The organism is Pseudomonas sp. Ors-4-3C, assembly GCF_055755035.1.
On the sequence record NZ_CM146900.1, the window covers coordinates 3,648,461 to 3,666,933 of the forward strand.

Annotated in this window: 17 protein-coding genes; 5 read left to right on the forward strand and 12 right to left on the reverse strand. The window is 62.1% G+C overall.

Annotated features, from left to right (window positions below; translation table 11 throughout):
- Window positions 1-26 precede the first annotated feature (26 nt).
- Window positions 27-524, forward strand: coding sequence for a transcription elongation factor GreB (greB, locus tag ACVHNU_RS16365; protein ID WP_003226818.1), 498 nt, complete (start codon window positions 27-29; stop codon window positions 522-524).
- 5 nt (window positions 525-529) lie between these two features.
- Here the strand turns inward: greB and ACVHNU_RS16370 are convergent, their stop codons facing one another.
- From ACVHNU_RS16370 to ACVHNU_RS16380, 3 genes are all read right to left on the reverse strand, one after another.
- Window positions 530-838 carry a hypothetical protein gene (locus ACVHNU_RS16370; RefSeq protein WP_103483841.1) on the reverse strand — a complete coding sequence of 103 codons (309 nt, stop codon included), beginning with the start codon at window positions 836-838 and terminating at the stop codon, window positions 530-532.
- Window positions 839-1,086: 248 nt separating this feature from the next.
- Window positions 1,087-1,521 (reverse strand): DoxX family protein, encoded by a 435-nt coding sequence (locus ACVHNU_RS16375; RefSeq protein ID WP_003226822.1) that lies wholly within the window; start codon window positions 1,519-1,521, stop codon window positions 1,087-1,089.
- Between the two features lie 106 nt (window positions 1,522-1,627).
- The gene (locus tag ACVHNU_RS16380) at window positions 1,628-3,049 is read right to left on the reverse strand and encodes an MltF family protein (RefSeq protein WP_103483842.1); all 1,422 of its coding nucleotides are present in this window, start codon (window positions 3,047-3,049) and stop codon (window positions 1,628-1,630) included.
- A gap of 239 nt (window positions 3,050-3,288) precedes the next feature.
- Between ACVHNU_RS16380 and ACVHNU_RS16385 the strand changes: the two genes are divergently transcribed.
- From ACVHNU_RS16385 to ACVHNU_RS16395, 3 genes are all read left to right on the forward strand, one after another.
- Window positions 3,289-4,095 (forward strand): TatD family hydrolase, encoded by an 807-nt coding sequence (locus tag ACVHNU_RS16385; protein ID WP_473017827.1) that lies wholly within the window; start codon window positions 3,289-3,291, stop codon window positions 4,093-4,095.
- A gap of 213 nt (window positions 4,096-4,308) precedes the next feature.
- Complete coding sequence (locus ACVHNU_RS16390; protein ID WP_003226828.1) at window positions 4,309-5,790, forward strand: methyl-accepting chemotaxis protein; 1,482 nt, start codon at window positions 4,309-4,311, stop codon at window positions 5,788-5,790.
- A gap of 213 nt (window positions 5,791-6,003) precedes the next feature.
- Entirely contained in the window at window positions 6,004-6,369 is a 366-nt protein-coding gene (locus tag ACVHNU_RS16395) for an Mpo1-like protein (protein WP_473017828.1), read from the forward strand.
- A 1-nt stretch (window position 6,370) separates the two neighbouring features.
- Here the strand turns inward: ACVHNU_RS16395 and ACVHNU_RS16400 are convergent, their stop codons facing one another.
- The 3 genes from ACVHNU_RS16400 to ACVHNU_RS16410 all read right to left on the reverse strand — a co-directional run bounded on the left by ACVHNU_RS16400 (window position 6,371) and on the right by ACVHNU_RS16410 (window position 8,517).
- Window positions 6,371-7,165: an acyl-CoA thioesterase gene (locus tag ACVHNU_RS16400; protein ID WP_003226833.1), complete on the reverse strand. Its 795-nt coding sequence runs from the start codon at window positions 7,163-7,165 to the stop codon at window positions 6,371-6,373.
- 226 nt (window positions 7,166-7,391) lie between these two features.
- On the reverse strand, window positions 7,392-8,159 hold the full coding sequence (locus ACVHNU_RS16405) for a CHAD domain-containing protein (RefSeq protein ID WP_226499708.1): 768 nt from the start codon (window positions 8,157-8,159) through the stop codon (window positions 7,392-7,394).
- A 79-nt stretch (window positions 8,160-8,238) separates the two neighbouring features.
- On the reverse strand, window positions 8,239-8,517 hold the full coding sequence (locus tag ACVHNU_RS16410) for a hypothetical protein (protein WP_007963692.1): 279 nt from the start codon (window positions 8,515-8,517) through the stop codon (window positions 8,239-8,241).
- A 216-nt stretch (window positions 8,518-8,733) separates the two neighbouring features.
- Here ACVHNU_RS16410 and ACVHNU_RS16415 point away from each other — a divergent pair, with 216 nt between their 5' ends.
- The gene (locus ACVHNU_RS16415) at window positions 8,734-9,780 is read left to right on the forward strand and encodes a patatin-like phospholipase family protein (RefSeq protein ID WP_473017829.1); all 1,047 of its coding nucleotides are present in this window, start codon (window positions 8,734-8,736) and stop codon (window positions 9,778-9,780) included.
- A 142-nt stretch (window positions 9,781-9,922) separates the two neighbouring features.
- Here ACVHNU_RS16415 and ACVHNU_RS16420 read toward each other — a convergent pair whose 3' ends face one another.
- The 6 genes from ACVHNU_RS16420 to kdpF form a co-directional block, all read right to left on the reverse strand.
- Window positions 9,923-10,621, reverse strand: a complete 699-nt coding sequence (locus ACVHNU_RS16420) for a response regulator (RefSeq protein WP_123587451.1) — start codon at window positions 10,619-10,621, stop codon at window positions 9,923-9,925.
- A 48-nt stretch (window positions 10,622-10,669) separates the two neighbouring features.
- Complete coding sequence (locus ACVHNU_RS16425; RefSeq protein ID WP_226499707.1) at window positions 10,670-13,321, reverse strand: sensor histidine kinase; 2,652 nt, start codon at window positions 13,319-13,321, stop codon at window positions 10,670-10,672.
- Window positions 13,322-13,448: 127 nt separating this feature from the next.
- Entirely contained in the window at window positions 13,449-13,994 is a 546-nt protein-coding gene (gene kdpC, locus ACVHNU_RS16430) for a potassium-transporting ATPase subunit KdpC (RefSeq protein ID WP_003226848.1), read from the reverse strand.
- 228 nt (window positions 13,995-14,222) lie between these two features.
- Window positions 14,223-16,280, reverse strand: coding sequence for a potassium-transporting ATPase subunit KdpB (gene kdpB / locus ACVHNU_RS16435; protein WP_103484360.1), 2,058 nt, complete (start codon window positions 16,278-16,280; stop codon window positions 14,223-14,225).
- A gap of 10 nt (window positions 16,281-16,290) precedes the next feature.
- Complete coding sequence (gene kdpA, locus ACVHNU_RS16440; RefSeq protein ID WP_473017831.1) at window positions 16,291-17,985, reverse strand: potassium-transporting ATPase subunit KdpA; 1,695 nt, start codon at window positions 17,983-17,985, stop codon at window positions 16,291-16,293.
- Window positions 17,986-17,993: 8 nt separating this feature from the next.
- A complete protein-coding gene (gene kdpF / locus ACVHNU_RS16445; RefSeq protein WP_003226853.1) occupies window positions 17,994-18,083 on the reverse strand; it encodes a K(+)-transporting ATPase subunit F in 90 nt (29 codons plus the stop codon).
- Window positions 18,084-18,473: the final 390 nt, after the last annotated feature.

Here is an 18,473-nt window from a genome sequence, read left to right on the forward strand (position 1 = left end):
TGTCTTCGTCACCACAAGAAGCTGCCATGAGCCGTTATCGCCCTCCCCGCACCGCCGGCACCGCGCTGATCACCCCTGAAGGTGAAGCGCGGATGCGCGCCGAATTCCATGAGCTGTGGCATGTGCGCCGCCCGCAGGTGACGCAGTCAGTCAGCGAGGCAGCGGCCCAGGGTGATCGTTCGGAAAACGCCGAGTACACCTATGGCAAGAAAATGCTGCGCGAGATCGACAGCCGCGTGCGTTTTCTCACCAAGCGGCTCGAAGCCTTGAAGGTCGTCAGCGAAAAACCCAGCGATCCGAACAAGGTCTACTTCGGTGCATGGGTGACCATCGAGGACGAAGACGGCAAGCAGTCGCGCTACCGCATCGTCGGCCCGGATGAGCTGGATCTGAAACTCGGCCTGATCAGCATCGACTCACCGCTGGCCCGCGCCTTGATCGGCAAGGCGCTGGACGCCGAAGTCCGGGTACAGACGCCAACCGGTGAGCAATTTGTCTATATCGTGGCGATCGACTATCCCTGAGCGTTTCAGCGGCGGGTGATCAAACCCTGCCGCGCGACGCGAACCAGTTGCTTGATCATTTCCGGGGCATCTTCCTGGGTCGGTGCCTGAATCACTGCCAGATCGAAACTGTCACTGGCAAAGCGCGCCAGCGATTCACCATCTTCGACAAACTGGATCAGGAACGCGGCAGGACCGCCGCTGCGACGTGGCCAGCCATCGAGATAACGCAACAGCGTCGGCTGGTGTTTGCCGCCAAGCAGGATTTTTGGGTTGCGCTGGGTGATATGAGCCGTGATCGGCGCGGGACGTGCTGGAGGGCGTAGTGCATTCATCGTGTCGTGTCTCTGCCTCAAAAGTCTGCATGGCAGGTGAGAGGCAACACCGAACCAGCGCTTTAGCGGTATTTCGAAGCCCTGTTCCGGCTTCTGACGGCAACTGTAGAAGTCACCTGGCGCCCCGCAAGTAGCTGTTTAAATCGGCGCATGAGCAACATCCTAGATAACGTGACCGATGAGTGTCAAGAATCGGCCGCAACAAAAAAGGCCCGCACAATGCGGGCCTTTTGCTTGAGCCAGAGCGCTCAACCGGCGATGGCGCGATCCACCGACAGCTTGCCGGCGCCTTCGATCATCACCGCAAGACTGCCACCCAGCAGCGCCAGGGCAAATTCGTAACCGTTGTTGGCCATGAACAGACCGTTGCTGATGTGAACGGTGAAGATCGCCACCAGCGACAGGAAGGTCAGACCCAAGGCTGCCGGACGCACCAGCAGGCCGATGATCAGCGCCAGACCGGCAAAGAACTCGGTACCGCCGGCCAGTGTGGCCATCAGGTAACCCGGGTGCAGACCGAGGCTGTCCATGTACTGCGCAGTCCCCGCCAGACCGTAACCACCAAACAGACCAAACAGCTTTTGCGAACCGTGAGCGGCGAAGATCACGCCAACAGCGATACGCAGAATGGTCAGGCCGTAACCGGCGCGGGTGAACAGTACCTTGTTGATCAGAGAGCTCATGTGGGTCATTCCTTTTGGAGAAGTGTGTGTTGGTTGGCCGCCATATTAATCAGTTAATTTCATGTTAAAAGCGGAAATATTCCACCATACCAATCGATTTATTTGATTATTTGCGTGAGGCTACTTTCTGTCCCCGGGGCTCCAACGACTCCCGCTCCCGGTCGAACGCCAGGTAATACTTGTTCACGCTATTAACATAGCTGACCGGCCCCATGCCCACCTGCTCCATGGCGATGCGCTCGACCTGAAAAAACCACTGGTTCGGATTCAGCCCGCGCCGCCGTGCCTCGGCGCGCATGCCTTGCACACGCTCCGGGCCGATGTTGTAGGCCGCCAGGGTGAACGCCATGCGCTCACGCTCATTGAGCTTCGGACTGTTGAAAAACTTGCGACGGATCATCGCCAGGTACTTGGCCCCGGCCTGCACATTCGCATCAAGATTCTGGATGTTGTTCACCCCGACTCGCTGCGCGGCGGACGGGGTGATCTGCATCAGCCCGGTCGGCCCACTGCCGCTGCGGGCGCTGGGTTGCAGGGCCGATTCCTTGAAGGCCAGCGCCGCCAGATTCAGCCAGTCCATGCTTTGCGCGTCGGCGTGTTTTTGCAGGGTGGGGCGCAGTTTTTCCAGACGCTGACGATCAGCCTTGGCCAACGGATAGTGCACTTGGTAAAGGCGCCGATAGATCCGCAGAAACTCGGCATCCTCGTTCGCCGGTTTCTTATACCCGACCAGGAAGCGATCAATGCTTGCCCGCAGCATCGAGGCATCACGGCGCACAAACCAGTATTCCTCACCCGGCTCGCTGATCATCAATTGCCGATCGAAACGCAGCTTGGGCAGGATCTTGCCCCAGCGTTCGGCGATCGGTTGCTCGACGATGGTCAGATGAAAAATCCCGCCCTGCACCATCTCCAGCACGTCCTCGACCGCCAGGGTCGGATCGACCCATTCGATCTTGATCGGTGCCAGTTTGCGCAGCGCCAGTTTCTGATTGAGCTGACTGACCGCCTCCCCCGCCGCACTGCCGGTCGGCAAGGCCAGGGTCTTGCCGGAAAGCTGTTCGACCTTGGTGTAGCGACGCTCGCCCTTGATGCCGACCAGCACCAGCGGCACGTTGCTGGCGATCGGCTCGCTGCTGGCCACCGCGTGGCCGGGTTGCAGATCGAGCAGTTCGCCGGGCGCGACCAGATCACCTTCGCCGCGCTGCAACGCGCCGAGCAGTTGATCCTTGGCTTTGGGAATGATTTTTAGGGTGATTTCCTGGCCATCGCGGGCGTGGCCATTGAGGTATTGCTCGAAGGCGCGCAGGCGATGGTATTCGACACCGATGGCCTGGCCCTGGACTTCACCGGAGCTGTTGCGACTCTGGTTGACCAGCACGCGCAACACGCGACTACTGCGTATCTCCGACAGGTCGCGGACCTTGGCGGCCGGCACGGCTTGCAGTGGCCCGGGCAAGCGCGCAACCGCCGTTATCGGCAGCAGCAGCGACGCACACAACAGGAGCAAAACCGAGGGACGATGCATCCACTCTCCGGAAAGAATACGGGGGCGTTTTCCAACCGCTGAACGGTCGAAATCGCCGACGAAAACAGAGCGCCTGGAGCGCTGACAAAGTGCAAGAGACTGGCACGAGGATGGCATTTGCGCCAACCCGAGCAGTCTCGCGGCATCAAAAGACAGCTATAACTCGTTGTAGTTCTTGGCTTTTCTTATGAATCTACAGCTCTGGTATGCTTTCCGGCCTTCGGCCCGAGGTAGCAACCATGCAACTCATCGATATCGGCGTCAACCTGACCAACCCAAGTTTCGCCGAAAAACATCAGGCCGTGCTCGACCGCGCCTACGCTGCCGGGGTCTGCCAACTGGTGCTGACCGGCACCAGCGTCGAGGGCAGCGAACAGGCGCTGGAGCTGTGCCGGCAACTGGATCAAAGCGGCCAGCGCCTGTTCGCTACCGCCGGCATTCACCCGCATTCGGCCAGTGACTGGAACGCTGACAGCGCGCGCCGTTTGCGCAGTCTGCTGCAAGAAGCAAACGTGGTCGCCGTGGGCGAATGCGGGCTGGATTTCAACCGGGATTTCTCGCCGCGTCCGCAGCAGGAAAAAGTCCTCGAAGAACATCTGGCGCTGGCCGCAGAACTGCAGTTACCGGTGTTCCTGCACGAGCGTGACGCCAGTCAGCGTCTGCTGGAAATCCTCAGGGACTTCCGCGATCAATTGCCCGCCGCCGTGGTGCACTGCTTTACCGGCGAGCAAAAAGCCTTGTTCAGTTACCTGGATCTGGACCTGCACATCGGCATCACCGGCTGGATCTGCGACGAGCGCCGGGGCACGCACCTGCATCCGCTGGTCAAGGAGATCAAGCGCGGACGGCTGATGCTCGAAAGCGACGCGCCGTACCTGCTGCCCCGCACCTTGCGCCCAAAGCCGAAGAACGGGCGTAATGAACCGGCGTATCTGACCGAAGTGCTGCGCGAAGTGGCGCTGCATCGGGGCGAAGCCGAGGAAGATCTGGCAGCACATACCACAGCGTGCGCCCGCGCATTCTTCAACCTGCCCACCCTGCCCTGATACACCTCAAATCCCATTGTGGGAGCGGGCTTGCTCGCGAAGGCGGTGGTTCAGTTAATTAACAATGACTGACACACTGCCTTCGCGAGCAAGCCCGCTCCCACAGGGGGATCAGCGTAGAACCTGTTGACCCATATCAACATCCCGATATCTGCATAGCGGCACAATACTGGCACCTTGCCAAAACTGTTTCCGCTATCAGAGAAGACCTCCATGGGTGCCTGGCTTAGCAATATCTCGCTGAAATACAAATTCTGGGCGGTCAATGCGGTCGCTTTCGTCACCACCCTGCTGCTGGTGCTGTACGCCGTGCAACTCGAGCAGCAGGCCCGCAGCCAAGCCTCACAAGCATCTGCTCAGGCTCAGGCGCAATTGCTCAAGGCCTGGCCGGCCGGGCAGGCGTTGCCCAAGGCTGACCAGGTGCTGACGTTCAAACGCGGTGAAGCGCCGCGCCTCAACGACCAACCTGTGCTGGAGATCAGCGAAAGCAACGGCTGGAACGAGATCAATCATCTGCCGCTGTTCGGCAACAACCCGCTGATGGGTGCCGAAGTGTTCAGTCGCGCCGACGGCCAGCAAGTCGCGGTCATTGCCTATGGCCCAAGCCTGGCGCAAGTGTTCAGCGAGCGTTTTGCCAACTACGCCGTGGCGGTGTTCATCCTGATGTTCGCCATGCTTTGCGCCTCACAGCTGCTGATCCGTTTCCTGCTCAGTCAGCTCAACACGCTGAAAGACGTGATGCTGCACGTCGAAAAAAGCGGTGACCTCTCGGCCCGCGTGCCGCTGGCCTGCAAGGACGAAGTCGGGCAGATGGCCAATGCGTTCAATGCGATGCAGGCCGGTTATCAGCGCGTGGTCACCACCGTCGCCAACACCGCGCGGCAACTGGACGTCGGTGCCGCACGTCTGGCGGCGAGCATGAACGACGTGCGCCACGGCATGCTCGGTCAACAGAGCGAGACCGATCAGGCCGCCACCGCGATCAACGAAATGACCGCCACGGTTTATCACATCGCGCAGCACGCCGGTGCCACTCGCGACCTGTCGCAAACCGCCGACAGTCTGGCCGGCAGCGGCCAGCAAGTGGTCAGCCGTGTGCAGCAGTCGATTGCCGGACTCTCCAGCGGCGTGCAGCAAACCGCCGAGATGATTCAGCGTCTGGCCGAGGACAGCCAGAAAATCAACGGTGTGGTCAGCGTGATTCACAGTATCGCCGAGCAGACCAATCTGCTGGCGCTGAACGCCGCCATCGAAGCGGCGCGTGCCGGCGAGATGGGCCGCGGTTTTGCGGTGGTCGCCGATGAGGTGCGCAACCTCGCCAAGCGCGTGCAGACCTCCACCGATGAAATCACCACCATGGTCTCGGCACTGCAGGCCGGCACGCGCGATGCGGTGGACTTCATGCAGGAGAGTTCGTACAAGGCCGACGACTGCGTGCAGCAGGCGCAGGAGGCTGGCGAGGCGCTGGCGGAAATCACTGGCGCCGTGGCGCAGATGCGCGAGAGCAACACGCAGATTGCGGTGGCGGCGGAACAGCAGAGTCAGGTCGCGGAAGAGATGAATCGGGCGGTGGTGAGCATTCGTGATGTGACCGAGAATACCGTGCAGCAGACAGTGGATTCGGCGACCACCAGTAATGAGTTGGCGACGTTGGCCGGGGAGCTCAACAAGGCTATTGGTCAGTTGAAACTCTGACGACGCCTTCGCGAGCAAGCTCGCTCCCACAGGGAATCTGTGGCGTACACCAATCCCCTGTGGGAGCGAGCTTGCTCGCGAAGGCGTCAACCGGGTCAACATCGAATCCGGCGATGACGCCTATCATCGCCATAGCCAACCTTGATTCGCCGCCCCACCCGCCCCGGCCTATTCTCCAACCATGTGTTCAACATGGATCGAGGAGTAGCAAACATGGGCAAACGTCATCCCAACCTTCCCGCGTGGCAATGGCGCGCGTACCCGAACAATCACCAGCACCCGACCAATCTGGTGTTGCACCTGATTGCCGTACCGTTGTTCATCGTCGCGTTTCTGTTGATCGTCTCTGGCGTGTTCAGCCTGAGTCTGGCCAGTGTCGCCATCGGCGTGATTGGTATTGTCGCGGCGCTGGCTTTGCAGCGCCACGGCCACAGTCTGGAGGCGCAAGCCTCCGAGCCGTTCAGCGACCGCCAGGATGCAGTGTCACGCTTGCTGGTCGAGCAGTTCCTGACCTTTCCGCGGTTCTTGCTCACCGGTGGCTGGTGGCGCGCCTGGCGGGAGCGGCACCGTCGGCATTGATTCAGGCAAAAATCGTTACGGTCTGACGACTCATGGCGATCAACTCCCCGTCCGCACTCCACAGCTTGGCGGCGACATGGCCGTAACCGTCGGCGGCGTATTCGATGTCTGCCAGGTATTTGCACCAGTCCAGGGTGCTCAGGTCGCGTAATGGCTGAACGAATTCAATGGTCCAGGTCAGCGTGCTGCCCGGTGCCGGTTTCTTCAGATACGGCAACAATGCCGGTGGCCACGCATCCACCAGTGCCAACAGATGCGCCTCATTGACCGGCTCTTCCTTCACATCGCCACGCAAACGCACCCAACCGCCCATCTGCCGCGATTTATTGCCGGTGAACGGCATGCCGCCGACACTCCAGCGCATCGATAGATGCCGCATGAACTCCGGGGTCACGCCTTTGATATAGGGCAACTCCTGGCATTCATCCCAGTGTTTCATTTCAGCAGCGGGATAGGCCTCAACCGCCACCTCCGAGGGCCGCGAAGCGCCGAAACTGCCCTGCACGATCGTTACCACCTGACCGTTCTGCATGGCCCGCCCCAGCACCTGGCTGACTGCTTTGCCTTCGCGCAACACATCGACTTCGAAACTCACCGGTACTTCCGGCTCGACCGGGCCGACAAAGGTGATCGCCAGCGAACGCACCGGGCGCTCGGCTGGCACTTTCGCGCGCATGGCTTCGTATTGCAGCGCCGCGACCAGGCCACCAAAACTGGCCCGACCCTGGCCCCACTCGGCGGGAATGGTCAGTTCTGGATCGCGACGGACCGCATCGAGCAGATCGGAAAAGCGCATGACAACCTCAGCAAGCGAAAATTGAATGCTGCGATCTTAACCAGCATGAGAGAGCGCCGCAGCGTCTATTCCGGTCAAATGGACTGACAGAAAGGCCTTAAGGTCAGGAAGATATTCGAATGTGGGAGCGGGCTTGCTCGCGAAAGCGCTGTGTCAGTCACCGATGTGTCTAGTGATACAGCGCTTTCGCGAGCAAGCCCGCTCCCACAAAGGGTCAATGGAGAATTCAGGATTTGAAGCAGGCAGTGCTGAGTTTGTCGAGCACCCGATCCGCCTTGGCTTCAGCCTTGATCAGGCCCGCCTGCCAGGTCGCGACGCACGGTTGCAGATCACTTTCCAGCTTGGCCCGCGCCAGCCACTGCCAGCAATCGTGCCAGTCGCCCAGCGCGCCCTGCGCCGACTTCAGCCGTGCCAGCGCCGCTTCAGGCAGGCGATCCAGTTCCGGATAGGCTTCGATGCCATAGCGCACGCGCTTGATCAGCAAGCGCAGGCGATGCCGATCGTGGGCAGGATCGTGCAGGGCCTGGTCGAGTTTTTTCCATTGTTTGTGCAGGCGTTTTTCGATGCGTTTGGCCAGGCCCTTGAGCAATCCCTGACGCTCGGAGGCGCGCAGGAATCGCGGGAACGCGTCGAGGATGATCAGCAGCGAAGCCACCTCGGCACTCGCCGCCAGCGTCGGATACGCTTCCGCCATCTGTGCCATGCGCCGCTGCGCGGCCTGCGGTTGATCGTGCTGGAGCAGGTAGGCGGCCAACACCTCGCGATCGCGCCACGGTGTGGTCAACTGACCGACCGCCGATGCGGCGCCCTCCAGTTGTTCTACACCCGGCAAGCCACGCAAGGGCCGCAACAGGCTGCGCAAACGGCGCACCGTGGTGCGCAAGTCGTGCAGCGCCTCGGGGTCGGTACGCGCGGTCATACGCGCCTGACAGGCCAGCAAACGCACTTCCAGACTCAGGACATGAGCCACCAACCGGTCAACCAACGCAGACATCGCTTGCTCCTGATTCACATGGCTTGAAAGATGAGTCTGCCGTGGTCGGCCAGCCGCATCCTTGCGTCAAGTCAGCAGCTTAGCGCCCGGCGCGGGATTCGCGAATATAGAAACGCGCCTTCTCGGCTTTGTTGCTGCAGCCCTCGAAACCTTCGAATTGCTGTTGGGTCTTGGCCGCCGTCAGCAACGACAGCGCCTTGGAGTAACTGACCGTACCGGCGAAACCTTCGGCCTTGGCCAGATCCAGTTCATGCCACGCCGCATCGAGCTGACTGCCGCAGCTGTCGCGATAAGCAGTCTTGCCAGCGCAACCGGCCAATGCCAGCGCGATCAACGGCACACAGATCCAGGCTTTCATCACTAACTCCTCAAATAGGTCAACAGTCGTGCAGGTAAGACGTTACGGCGCGAAAAAAGTGCCTTGGCGCCCGGTGAATCTGCGGTGACGAAAAGATAACCCCGACGGGTCACACAGTATCGGAAAACGACTCTGCTGCCGCCCCGAACGACTCTGGCGATTGTCGCCCGCCCATGGATGGGTGCATTGTGGTGCCTTGTCGGGGGAGGAAGTTTGATGAAAAAGCGTGTCGCACTGGTGCTGGGCTCCGGAGGCGCCCGGGGCTACGCCCATATCGGGGTCATTGAGGAGATCGAAAGACGCGGTTACGACATTGCCTGCATTGCCGGTTGTTCGATGGGCGCAGTGGTCGGCGGGATCTATGCGGCGGGCAAACTCGACGAGTACCGCACCTGGATCGAAACGCTCGATTATCTGGATGTGCTGCGTCTGGTGGACGTGAGCTTTCGCCTCGGGGCGATTCGCGGCGAGAAAGTCTTCGGGCAGATCCGCAAGATCGTCGGCGAGATCAATATCGAAGACCTGCGCATTCCCTACACCGCCGTCGCCGCCGACCTCACCAACCAGCAGGAAATCTGGTTCCAGGAAGGCTGCCTGCATCAGGCAATGCGCGCCTCGGCGGCGATTCCCAGCCTGTTCACTCCGGTGATGCAGGGCAACCGGATGCTGGTGGACGGCGGCATTCTCAACCCGTTGCCGATCGTGCCGGTAGTCTCCAGCCACTGCGACCTGATCATCGCGGTCAACCTCAACGCGACCAACCAGCGCCACTACAAACTGCCGGTGATCGAGCGTCCGCCAGCGTTTCGTTCGCGCTTTGACAGCCTGCTCAGTTCGCTGGGTTCGAAGATGCCGTTCCGGCGCAAACAGGCCGAACAATTGCTGTTGCTCGAACAGGAAGCCCTGCGCGCCGAGGCGGCCGAGATCAACCCGTGGCTCGAGGGCAGCGAGCCGGAAAGTCAGCAACCGGCAGCGGCCCCCGAGCGCGAAGGCGCGCCGAAATCCGCCACCGGCTCGTTCATCATCGACAACGTCGGGCCGGCGTCACTGCTGGACCTGATCAACCAGAGTTTCGAGGTGATGCAGACCTCGCTGGCGCAATACAAGATCGCCGGCTATCCGCCGGACATCCTGATCAACGTGCCGAAGCGCGTGTGCCGGTTTTTCGAGTTCTACAAGGCGCCGGAGTTGATCGCACTGGGACGGGAGATTGCGCGGGATACGCTGGATCGGTATGAAAGTGAGCAGAGCAGAGAGCCCTGAAGTTCTCGGTTGCCTGTCAGGGCCTCTTCGCGGGCAAGCCCGCTCCCACAGGGTTCTGGGGTGTTATTGAAATTTGTGTATCACACCGACCACTGTGGGAGCGGGCTTGCTCGCGAAGGGGCCAGACCAGGCAACACAAAACCTACAGACTGTTATCACTCAACAGCCGATACCCAACCCCCGCCTCCGTCACAATAAACCGCGGCCGGGTCGGATCATCCGCCAGCTTCTGACGCAAATGCCCGACCACAATCCGCAGGTAATGACTGTCCTCGGTATGCGTCGGCCCCCAGATATCCTTGAGCAATTGCTGCTGGGTGATCACCCGTCCCGGATGCCGCGCCAGTTGCGCCAGCACCGCGTATTCCTTGCGGGTCAGCGCCACTTCAACACCGTCGAGCAACACCCGCCGATAAGCCAGATCCACGGTCAGCGGGCCGAACGTCAGCGCCGCTTGCTGGGCCTCGCCGGCCGGCGCCTGACGCAACAACGCGCGGACCCGGGCGAGAAATTCCTGAATGCCGAACGGCTTGGTCACGTAGTCGTTGGCGCCGCCATCCAGCGCCTGGACTTTCTGCCCCTCACTGGCGCGCACCGAGAGCACCAGCACGGGCGCGGTGGCCCACTCGCGAAACTCGCGCAGCACCTGCTGGCCGTCCATGTCCGGCAAGCCGAGGTCGAGCACCAGCAGGTCGGGTTTGTTCAACGCCGCCTGGGCCAGGCCCTCGGCGCCGGTGCCGGCCTCCAGCACTTTGTAGCCTTGCGAGGCGAGGCTGATGCGCAGGAATTTACGGATCTGTGGTTCGTCATCAATGACCAAAATGGTCGCGGTCTGGCTCATGAATTCACATCGACACAAAAGATTGGCAAGAGAGTAGCGCAGTCGCGATCAGGCTTCATTGTCCATCCCCGGTTGCGTCTGCAACGGCAGGTGCAGAGTAATGCAGGTGCCGCGGCCGTCGATGCCGTCGGCCACGCTGATCCGCCCGCCATGCGCGCCGACCATGCCCTGACAGATCGCCAGCCCCAGCCCCGTGCCCTGCCCTCCGCGATCACCCCGCGCGGCGGTGTAGAACATGTCGAAAATCTTCGCCCGCTCGTCCTCGGGAATCCCCGGGCCTTCGTCGCTGACCGAGAAGAAAATCTCTTCGTCACTGGCGCCGGCACGCAGTTGCAAACGCCCATGGGCCGGCGAGAACCGCGCAGCGTTTTCCAGCACATTGACCAGCGCCTGTTCGATCAGCGCCGCGTGCACGAACAGCAGCGGCAGCTCGGCGGGCACGTCGGTGCTGACCTGCAGCGGCGCCAGCACCGCACGCAGGCGATTGAGCGAACTGCCGACGATGTCTGCCGGCGACACCCAGTCCCGCGCCAGCTTCAACGCACCGTGGCCGAGGCGCGTCATGTCGAGCAGATTCTGGATATAGCGATCGAGGCGTTCGGCTTCATCGCGTGTGCCTTCGAGCAACTCGCGGCGATCCTCCAGCGGAATGGCTTCGCCGAGGGCCAACAGGCTGTCGATACTGCCGCGCATGGACGTCAGCGGTGTACGCAGATCGTGGGACACCGAGGCCAGCAGCGCACTGCGCAGTTGTTCGGTTTCGCCGTGCAGGCGCGCGGCTTCCAGATCATCGGCCAGTTGCGCCCGGGACAATGCCTGAGCCAGTGGCTGACTCAACGCGGTGAGCAGGCGTCGGCGCTGGCCGCTCAAGGTCTGGCCCTCTTTGGCGCAGACCCCGAGCAGCGCCAGCGGCCCGTCCTCCACCGACAGCGGCCACCACCACCAGCGACCGAACGGCAGCGTGCCGGTGCCCATGCCGGCCGGTTGATCGTGCTGCCAGGCCCAATCGGCCGCAGCCCGTTCCGCCTCGGTGAACTCCAGCGGCCCGCCGGTCTCGACTTTCCAGCCGCCCTGCCCGTCCCGATTGAGCAGGCACAACTGCAAATCGCTCCAGCCATTGAGGTGCTGGGCCGCAGCGCTGATCACCGCCTGACGATCCGTCGCGGCAGTCAGTTTGCGTGACAGGTCGAGCAGTTCGCTGGTTTCCTCCTGCGTATCGCGCAGGGCCTGCAACTGACGCCGCTGACGCGCCGCGAGATTGCCGGTGAGCGCCGCCATCAGCAGGAAGAACAGCAAGGTCAGAACGTCTTCTTCGCGCTGGATGGCGAAGGAAAAATTCGGCGGAATGAACAGGAAATCGTAGGTCAGAAACGACAGCGCCGCGCACGCCAGCGCTGGCCCCAGGCTGCTGCGCACCGCCACCAGCAGCACCGCGGCGAGGAACACCAGCGAGATGTTCGGCAGCGGCAAAATACTCGACACCGCCCACGCCAGCGCACTGGCCAATACCGTGGCGACCAGTGCCAGCGCGTAATCGAACCACACCAGCGTCGGCGTGACGCGAAGGCGCGGCGCAGGCTGCTCGCGATCATTGTCGAGCACGTTGATTTCCAGACCGTGGGCCTGACGCAGCAAACGCGCCGCCAGACCACCGCCGAACAGGCGACGGCGCAGACTCGGCCGCGACTGGCCGACCAGCACCAGACTTGCCCGGCGTTCGGCGGCATGCTGGATCAGGGTTTTCGCCACTTCGCCGGCGCGCAGCAACACCACTTCGCCGCCGAGGCGTTCGGCCAGTTGCTGGGCATTTTGCAGGCGCAGGCGCGATTGCTCGTCGCGCACCGTGCCGTTGTCGACATGCACCAGACTCCACGGCAGATGCCGACGCTGGGCCACCCGGCTGGCGTGGCGCACCAGGCGTTCGGCGTGCGCATCGCCATCGACGCCGACCAGCAAACGCCCGCGCACCGCCGGCGCCGCCTGACCGAGTTGGCGATAGCCTTGAGCGAGATCGTTATCGACCTGCGCGGCGGCAGTCTGCATCGCCAGTTCACGCAACGCGGTGAGGTTGGTCTGGGTGAAAAACGCATCGATCGCCGCCCGCGCCTGTTCCGGCACGTAGACCTTGCCTTCGCGCAGACGCTCCAGCAATTCACGCGGTGGCAGGTCGATCAGCAGCAGTTCGTAGGCTTCCTGCAGCACCCAGTCCGGCAGGGTTTCGCGCACCTGCACACCGGTGATCCCGCGCACCTGATCGTTGAGACTTTCCAGGTGCTGGACGTTGACCGTGGTGTACACGTCGATGCCGGCGGCGAGCAGTTCCTGAATATCCTGCCAGCGCTTGGCGTGGCGACTGCCGGGGGCATTGGTGTGCGCCAGTTCGTCCACCAGCACCAGTTTCGGTTTGGCCGCGAGCAAGCCGTCGAGGTCCATTTCTTCGAGCATCACGCCACGGTATTCCGAGCGCACCAGCGGCTGCTGCGGCAAACCACCGAGCAGCGCTTCGGTTTCCGCTCGGCCATGGGTTTCGACGACGCCGGCAATGATTTTCACGCCCTGACGCAATTGCGTGTGCGCGGCCTGGAGCATGGCGTAGGTCTTGCCGACACCGGGGGCGGCGCCAAGGAAAACCTTGAGTCGGCCACGGCCGTCGCGGGGCAGTTCTGCTAACAATGCGTCGGCGCGGCCGGCGTCGCTCATGCTTGATCTCTTCAGTCAGATGTTGATGTGTTGCCAGTTATGGCCTCTTCGCGAGCAAGCTCGCTCCCACAGGTTCAGTGTTGCTCTTGTGGGAGCGAGCTTGCTCGCGAATGGCAGCGCCGCAGAATTACAGTTTTTCCAGCGCCATGTTCAGCTCCAGCACATTCACCACCGGTGGCCCCACCAGCGGCTGTTCGATGTGCGCATCAAGCAGTTGCTGCAAGGTCGACACCGGGAGATTGCGCGCTTGCGCGACACGCGCCAGTTGATAGGCAATTGCCGCCGGTGGCAAGTGCGGATCGAGGCCGCTGCCGGAGGTGGTCAGCAGCGCCAATGGCACCGGCCCCTGGCCGGGCACCTGCAACTTGTTGGCGTCGTCGATCACCCGTGTGGCGAGTGCCGGATTGCTCGGCGCCAGGTTGCTGGCGCTGCTGGAAACGGTCGCGAAGGCGCCCGCCGAAGGACGTGGATGGAACCACGCATCACCGACGAAATCCTGAGCGATCAGGGACGAGCCGCGCACCTTGCCATCGGCATCGTGCACCAGGCTGCCATTGGCCTGTTCAGGGAAAGCGACCTGCGCAACGCCAGTCACCACCAGTGGATAGGCCACGCCGGTGATCAGGGTCATCAGCACCAGCAGGCTCAGGGCCGGACGTATCATTGTGGACATTGCAAAATCCTCGAATTCGTTGGGCAAACTTTTGCGGGGTGCCAGGGAGATCTTTTCCCCCTCACCCCAGCCCTCTCCCCCAAGGGGGCGAGGGGAAAGGGAGCCGATCTCTGCGCTTTTCCAGACCTGAGTTCAGCTCGGTATCTCAGGTCGATGCACCTCTGATAAACCACTCGGTCAGTCCCCTCTCCCCCCGGGAGAGGGTTAGGGTGAGGGGCTCTTCCAACCTCAAACCAAATGCAAAGCCGTGAGCAGCATGTCGATCGCCTTGATCCCCACGAACGGCACCAGAATCCCGCCCAGTCCGTAGATCAGCAGATTGCGCCGCAGCAGTGCCGCGGCACTCGCTGCCTGTACGCGTACGCCACGCAATGCCAGTGGAATCAGCACCACGATGATCAGGGCGTTGAAGACGATGGCCGAAAGGATCGCGCTCTGCGGACTGGTCAGGTGCATGATGTTCAGCACCCCCAGTTGCGGGTAGATCGCGGCGAACAGCGCCGGCAGAATCGCGAAGTACTTGGCGACGTCGTTGGCGATGGAGAAAGTCGTCAGCGCGCCACGGGTCACCAGCAATTCCTTGCCGATCTGTACCACGTCCAGCAGCTTGGTCGGGTCGCTGTCGAGGTCGACCATGTTTGCGGCTTCGCGTGCGGCTTGCGTGCCGTCGTTCATCGCCATGCCGACGTCAGCCTGGGCCAGCGCCGGAGCATCGTTGGCGCCGTCGCCACACATCGCCACCAGACGACCATCGTTCTGCTCATGACGAATGCGTGCGAGTTTCTTCTCCGGGGTGGCTTCGGCGAGTACGTCATCGACGCCCGCTTCTGCCGCAATGGCCGCAGCGGTCAACGGGTTGTCACCGGTGACCATCACCGTGCGAATCCCGAGTTTGCGCAGCTCGGCGAAACGCTCACGAATGCCTGGCTTGACCACGTCCTTGAGGTGGATCGCACCGAGCAGTTTGCCGTCGGCGCAGACCAGCAACGGCGTACCGCCGCTCTGCGCGATCTTGTCGATTTCCCGCGACAGCGCCGGGGCCAGATCGGAGCGTTGTTGACCGAGGAACGCCAGCAGCGAATCGACTGCGCCCTTGCGGTACACGCGGCCCTGATAGTCGATACCGGACAAGCGGGTTTCCGCGCTGAACGGCACCGCTGTCAGGCTATCCAGCGCCGGCTCGGTTTGCGGGTGCAGACCGCGCAGGTACTCGACGATGGATTTGCCTTCGGCGGTTTCGTCCGCCAGCGAGGCGAACAACGCGCCTTCGGCCAACTCGCGACCACTCACGCCCGGCGCGGCATACACCGCGCTGCAACGGCGGTTACCGAAGGTGATGGTGCCAGTCTTGTCCAGCAGCAGCACGTGCACGTCACCGGCCGCTTCCACTGCACGCCCGGATTTGGCAATCACGTTCAGCCGTACCAGTCGATCCATCCCGGCGATACCGATCGCCGACAACAGGCCACCGATGGTGGTCGGAATCAGCGTGACCAACAGCGCCACCAGGAACACCAGCGGCAGGCTGCCATTGGCGAAGTGGGCGAACGGTTGCAGGGTCACGACCACCAGCAGGAAGATCAGGGTCAGGCCGATCAGCAGGATATCCAGCGCGATTTCGTTGGGGGTCTTCTGGCGTTTGGCGCCTTCGACCAGCGCGATCATGCGGTCAAGGGTCGATTCACCGGGGTTGGCGGTGATCTTCACCAGCAGCCAATCGGACACCAGGCGCGTGTTGCCGGTGACCGCCGAGCGGTCGCCGCCGGACTCGCGAATCACCGGCGCCGATTCACCGGTAATCGCCGCTTCGTTGACCGCGGCGATGCCTTCGATGACTTCGCCGTCACCGGGGATCATCTCTCCCGCTTCGACGCGCACCACATCGCCTTTGCGCAGGTTGGCGGCGGGCACCACCTGGAAGCTGCCATTGGCCATTTTGCGTCGTGCGCTGAGGCCTTCGCTGCCAGCCTTGAGGCTGTCGGCGCGGGCCTTGCCGCGACCTTCGGCCAAGGCTTCGGCGAAGTTGGCGAACAGCACGGTGAACCACAGCCACAGGGCAATCTGCGCGGCGACGAACGTCGGCACGACGTTGTCCGGGATGAAGCACAGCACGGTGGTGAAGATCGCCGTCAGTTCGACCACCAGCATCACCGGCGAACGCACCAACTGGCGCGGGTCAAGCTTGACGAAGGCTTGCAGCAGCGCCGGACGCCACAGGGCCGAGATCGCGGTTTTCGCTTGTTCCGGTGCCTTGACGGCAGCGGGTTTGATTGCAGGCATATTCATGATCTATTCCTTAGAAACCCATGCTCAGGTGTTCAGCAATCGGACCCAGCGCCAGAGTCGGCAAGAACGTCAGGCCGCCCACCAGCAAAATGGTCACGGTCAACAGAGTCACGAACAGCGGGCCATGGGTCGGGAAGCTGTTCTGGCCGATCGGTGCGGTTTTCTTCATCGCCAGGCTGCCGGCCAAAGCCAGTACCGGAAGGATGTAACCGAAGCGACCGATCAACATGCCCAGACCGAGCATCAGGTTGTGGAACGGCGTGTTGGCGCTCAGGCCACCGAAGGCCGAACCGTTGTTCGCACTGGCCGAGGTGTAGGCATAGAGCAACTGACTGAAACCGTGCGGGCCGGGGTTACTGATAGTCGCCGCCGGGCCAGGCAGAGTGGCGGCAATCGCACCGAGCACCAGCACGCCGACCGGCATCACCAGCAGGGTGACGACCAGCAATTGCACTTCCCGCGCCTGCAGTTTCTTGCCGAGGTATTCCGGGGTGCGACCAATCATCAGGCCGGCGAGGAACACCGCGATGAGCACGTTGAGTAACATGCCGTAGAGCCCGGCACCGACGCCGCCGAAGATCACTTCGCCGACCATCATGTTGACCAGCGCGACCATGCCGCTGAGCGGATTGAGGCTGTCGTGCATGCCGTTGACCGAACCGTTCGACGCCGCGGTGGTGGTCACCGACCACAGCACGGTGGCGGTGGTGCCGAAGCGCGCTTCCTTGCCTTCCAGCGGCGCGGTCTGCTCGACGGCAACGTTGTTCAGCGCAGGGTTAGGCTGATATTCGGCCCACAGCGAAGTCGCGCCGCCGATCAGGAACAGTGCGAGCATGCAGGCGATGATCGCGCGGCTCTGACGCAGGTCTTTGACGTAGTGGCCGAAGGTGAACACCAGCGCCATCGGGATCAAGATGATCGAAGTGACTTCGAACAGGTTGCTCCACGCGGTCGGGTTCTCGAACGGATGCGCCGAGTTGACACCGAAGAAGCCACCGCCGTTGGTGCCCAATTGCTTGATCGCAATCTGACTGGCCGCCGGGCCGAGCGGGATCACTTGATCAACGCCCTGCATGGTCACCGCGTTCACATATTGCGCGAAGGTCTGCGGTACGCCCTGCCACACCAGGTACAGCGCCAGCAGCAGGCACAGCGGCAGCAGGCCATAGAGGGTGGCGCGGGTCATGTCGACCCAGAAGTTGCCCAGGGTCTTCGCCGACTTGCGACCGATGCCACGGCACAGTGCAACCAGCACGGCCAGACCAGTAGCGGCGCTGACGAAGTTCTGCACAGTGAGGCCGACCATCTGGCTCAGGTAGCTGAGGGTCGCTTCACCGCTGTAGGACTGCCAGTTGGTGTTGGTCATGAAACTGACCGCGGTGTTGAACGCCTGAGTCCATTCCTGGCCCGGCAGGTTTTGCGGGTTCAGCGGCAGGTGATCCTGGAACAACAGGATCGCAAACAGCAGCAGGAAACCGGCGAGGTTGAACGCCAGCAAGGCCAGCGTGTACTTCTGCCAGCTCTGTTCAGCCTGCGGATCAACCCCGGAAATGCGATAACAGCCACGTTCGACCGGGCCCAGAATCGGCGTCAGCCAGGTGCTCTGACCTTCCATCACCTTGTAGTAAAAGCGCCCGAGGAACGGCGCCGGCAACAACACCACCGCAAAAAACGCGAGGATCAGCCAATAGTCATAACTGTGCATAGCCGCTCCTAGCCCCGATCCGCGCGCAATAGCGCAACCAACAGATAAATGAACAGCCCGGCTGCCAACAGCAGGGACACCCCGTCCAGAACGCTCATGGAAGATCTCCGTGTTACGGCGTATTGCCGCTTGTCGGGGCATTGTCGGAAAGGAGGCTGTAAAGGCGCGATACCGAGGGGGTTGGCTGGGCATAAAGAAAGCGTAAAGAGTGGGTTTATGCGTTCGTTACAGGTGGGTTTTGCGTCGTGTTGGCGGGCCCCTTCGCGAGCAAGCCCGGCTTGCGTGGTCCGCAGAGTTTGATTCCAACGCCAAACCTGTGGGAGCGGGCTTGCCCGCGAAGACGGCAGCACTAACGACGTCGCACCCAACTGGCGCACGAAAATGTGCCCATCCGGTAATGAACATCTTGGATAACGACAGCTTTCAGCCTATTGCGACCTGATTCACAGGACTGGCACGCCCACTGCACACGCCCTCCCCCGAGCTTT

Excerpts from the sequence above, each read along its gene's own strand:
- ACVHNU_RS16375 (WP_003226822.1), bottom strand. The coding sequence starts at position 1,521 with ATGAGCTCTCTGATCAACAAGGTACTGTTCACCCGCGCCGGTTACGGC.
- greB (WP_003226818.1), top strand. The coding sequence starts at position 27 with ATGAGCCGTTATCGCCCTCCCCGCACCGCCGGCACCGCGCTGATCACC.
- ACVHNU_RS16415 (WP_473017829.1), top strand. The coding sequence starts at position 8,734 with ATGAAAAAGCGTGTCGCACTGGTGCTGGGCTCCGGAGGCGCCCGGGGC.
- ACVHNU_RS16400 (WP_003226833.1), bottom strand. The coding sequence starts at position 7,165 with ATGCGCTTTTCCGATCTGCTCGATGCGGTCCGTCGCGATCCAGAACTG.
- ACVHNU_RS16370 (WP_103483841.1), bottom strand. The coding sequence starts at position 838 with ATGAATGCACTACGCCCTCCAGCACGTCCCGCGCCGATCACGGCTCAT.
- ACVHNU_RS16410 (WP_007963692.1), bottom strand. The coding sequence starts at position 8,517 with ATGAAAGCCTGGATCTGTGTGCCGTTGATCGCGCTGGCATTGGCCGGT.
- ACVHNU_RS16425 (WP_226499707.1), bottom strand. The coding sequence starts at position 13,321 with ATGAGCGACGCCGGCCGCGCCGACGCATTGTTAGCAGAACTGCCCCGC.
- ACVHNU_RS16420 (WP_123587451.1), bottom strand. The coding sequence starts at position 10,621 with ATGAGCCAGACCGCGACCATTTTGGTCATTGATGACGAACCACAGATC.
- ACVHNU_RS16395 (WP_473017828.1), top strand. The coding sequence starts at position 6,004 with ATGGGCAAACGTCATCCCAACCTTCCCGCGTGGCAATGGCGCGCGTAC.
- ACVHNU_RS16390 (WP_003226828.1), top strand. The coding sequence starts at position 4,309 with ATGGGTGCCTGGCTTAGCAATATCTCGCTGAAATACAAATTCTGGGCG.
- ACVHNU_RS16380 (WP_103483842.1), bottom strand. The coding sequence starts at position 3,049 with ATGCATCGTCCCTCGGTTTTGCTCCTGTTGTGTGCGTCGCTGCTGCTG.
- kdpA (WP_473017831.1), bottom strand. The coding sequence starts at position 17,985 with ATGCACAGTTATGACTATTGGCTGATCCTCGCGTTTTTTGCGGTGGTG.
- ACVHNU_RS16385 (WP_473017827.1), top strand. The coding sequence starts at position 3,289 with ATGCAACTCATCGATATCGGCGTCAACCTGACCAACCCAAGTTTCGCC.
- kdpC (WP_003226848.1), bottom strand. The coding sequence starts at position 13,994 with ATGTCCACAATGATACGTCCGGCCCTGAGCCTGCTGGTGCTGATGACC.
- kdpB (WP_103484360.1), bottom strand. The coding sequence starts at position 16,280 with ATGAATATGCCTGCAATCAAACCCGCTGCCGTCAAGGCACCGGAACAA.
- kdpF (WP_003226853.1), bottom strand. The coding sequence starts at position 18,083 with ATGAGCGTTCTGGACGGGGTGTCCCTGCTGTTGGCAGCCGGGCTGTTC.
- ACVHNU_RS16405 (WP_226499708.1), bottom strand. The coding sequence starts at position 8,159 with ATGTCTGCGTTGGTTGACCGGTTGGTGGCTCATGTCCTGAGTCTGGAA.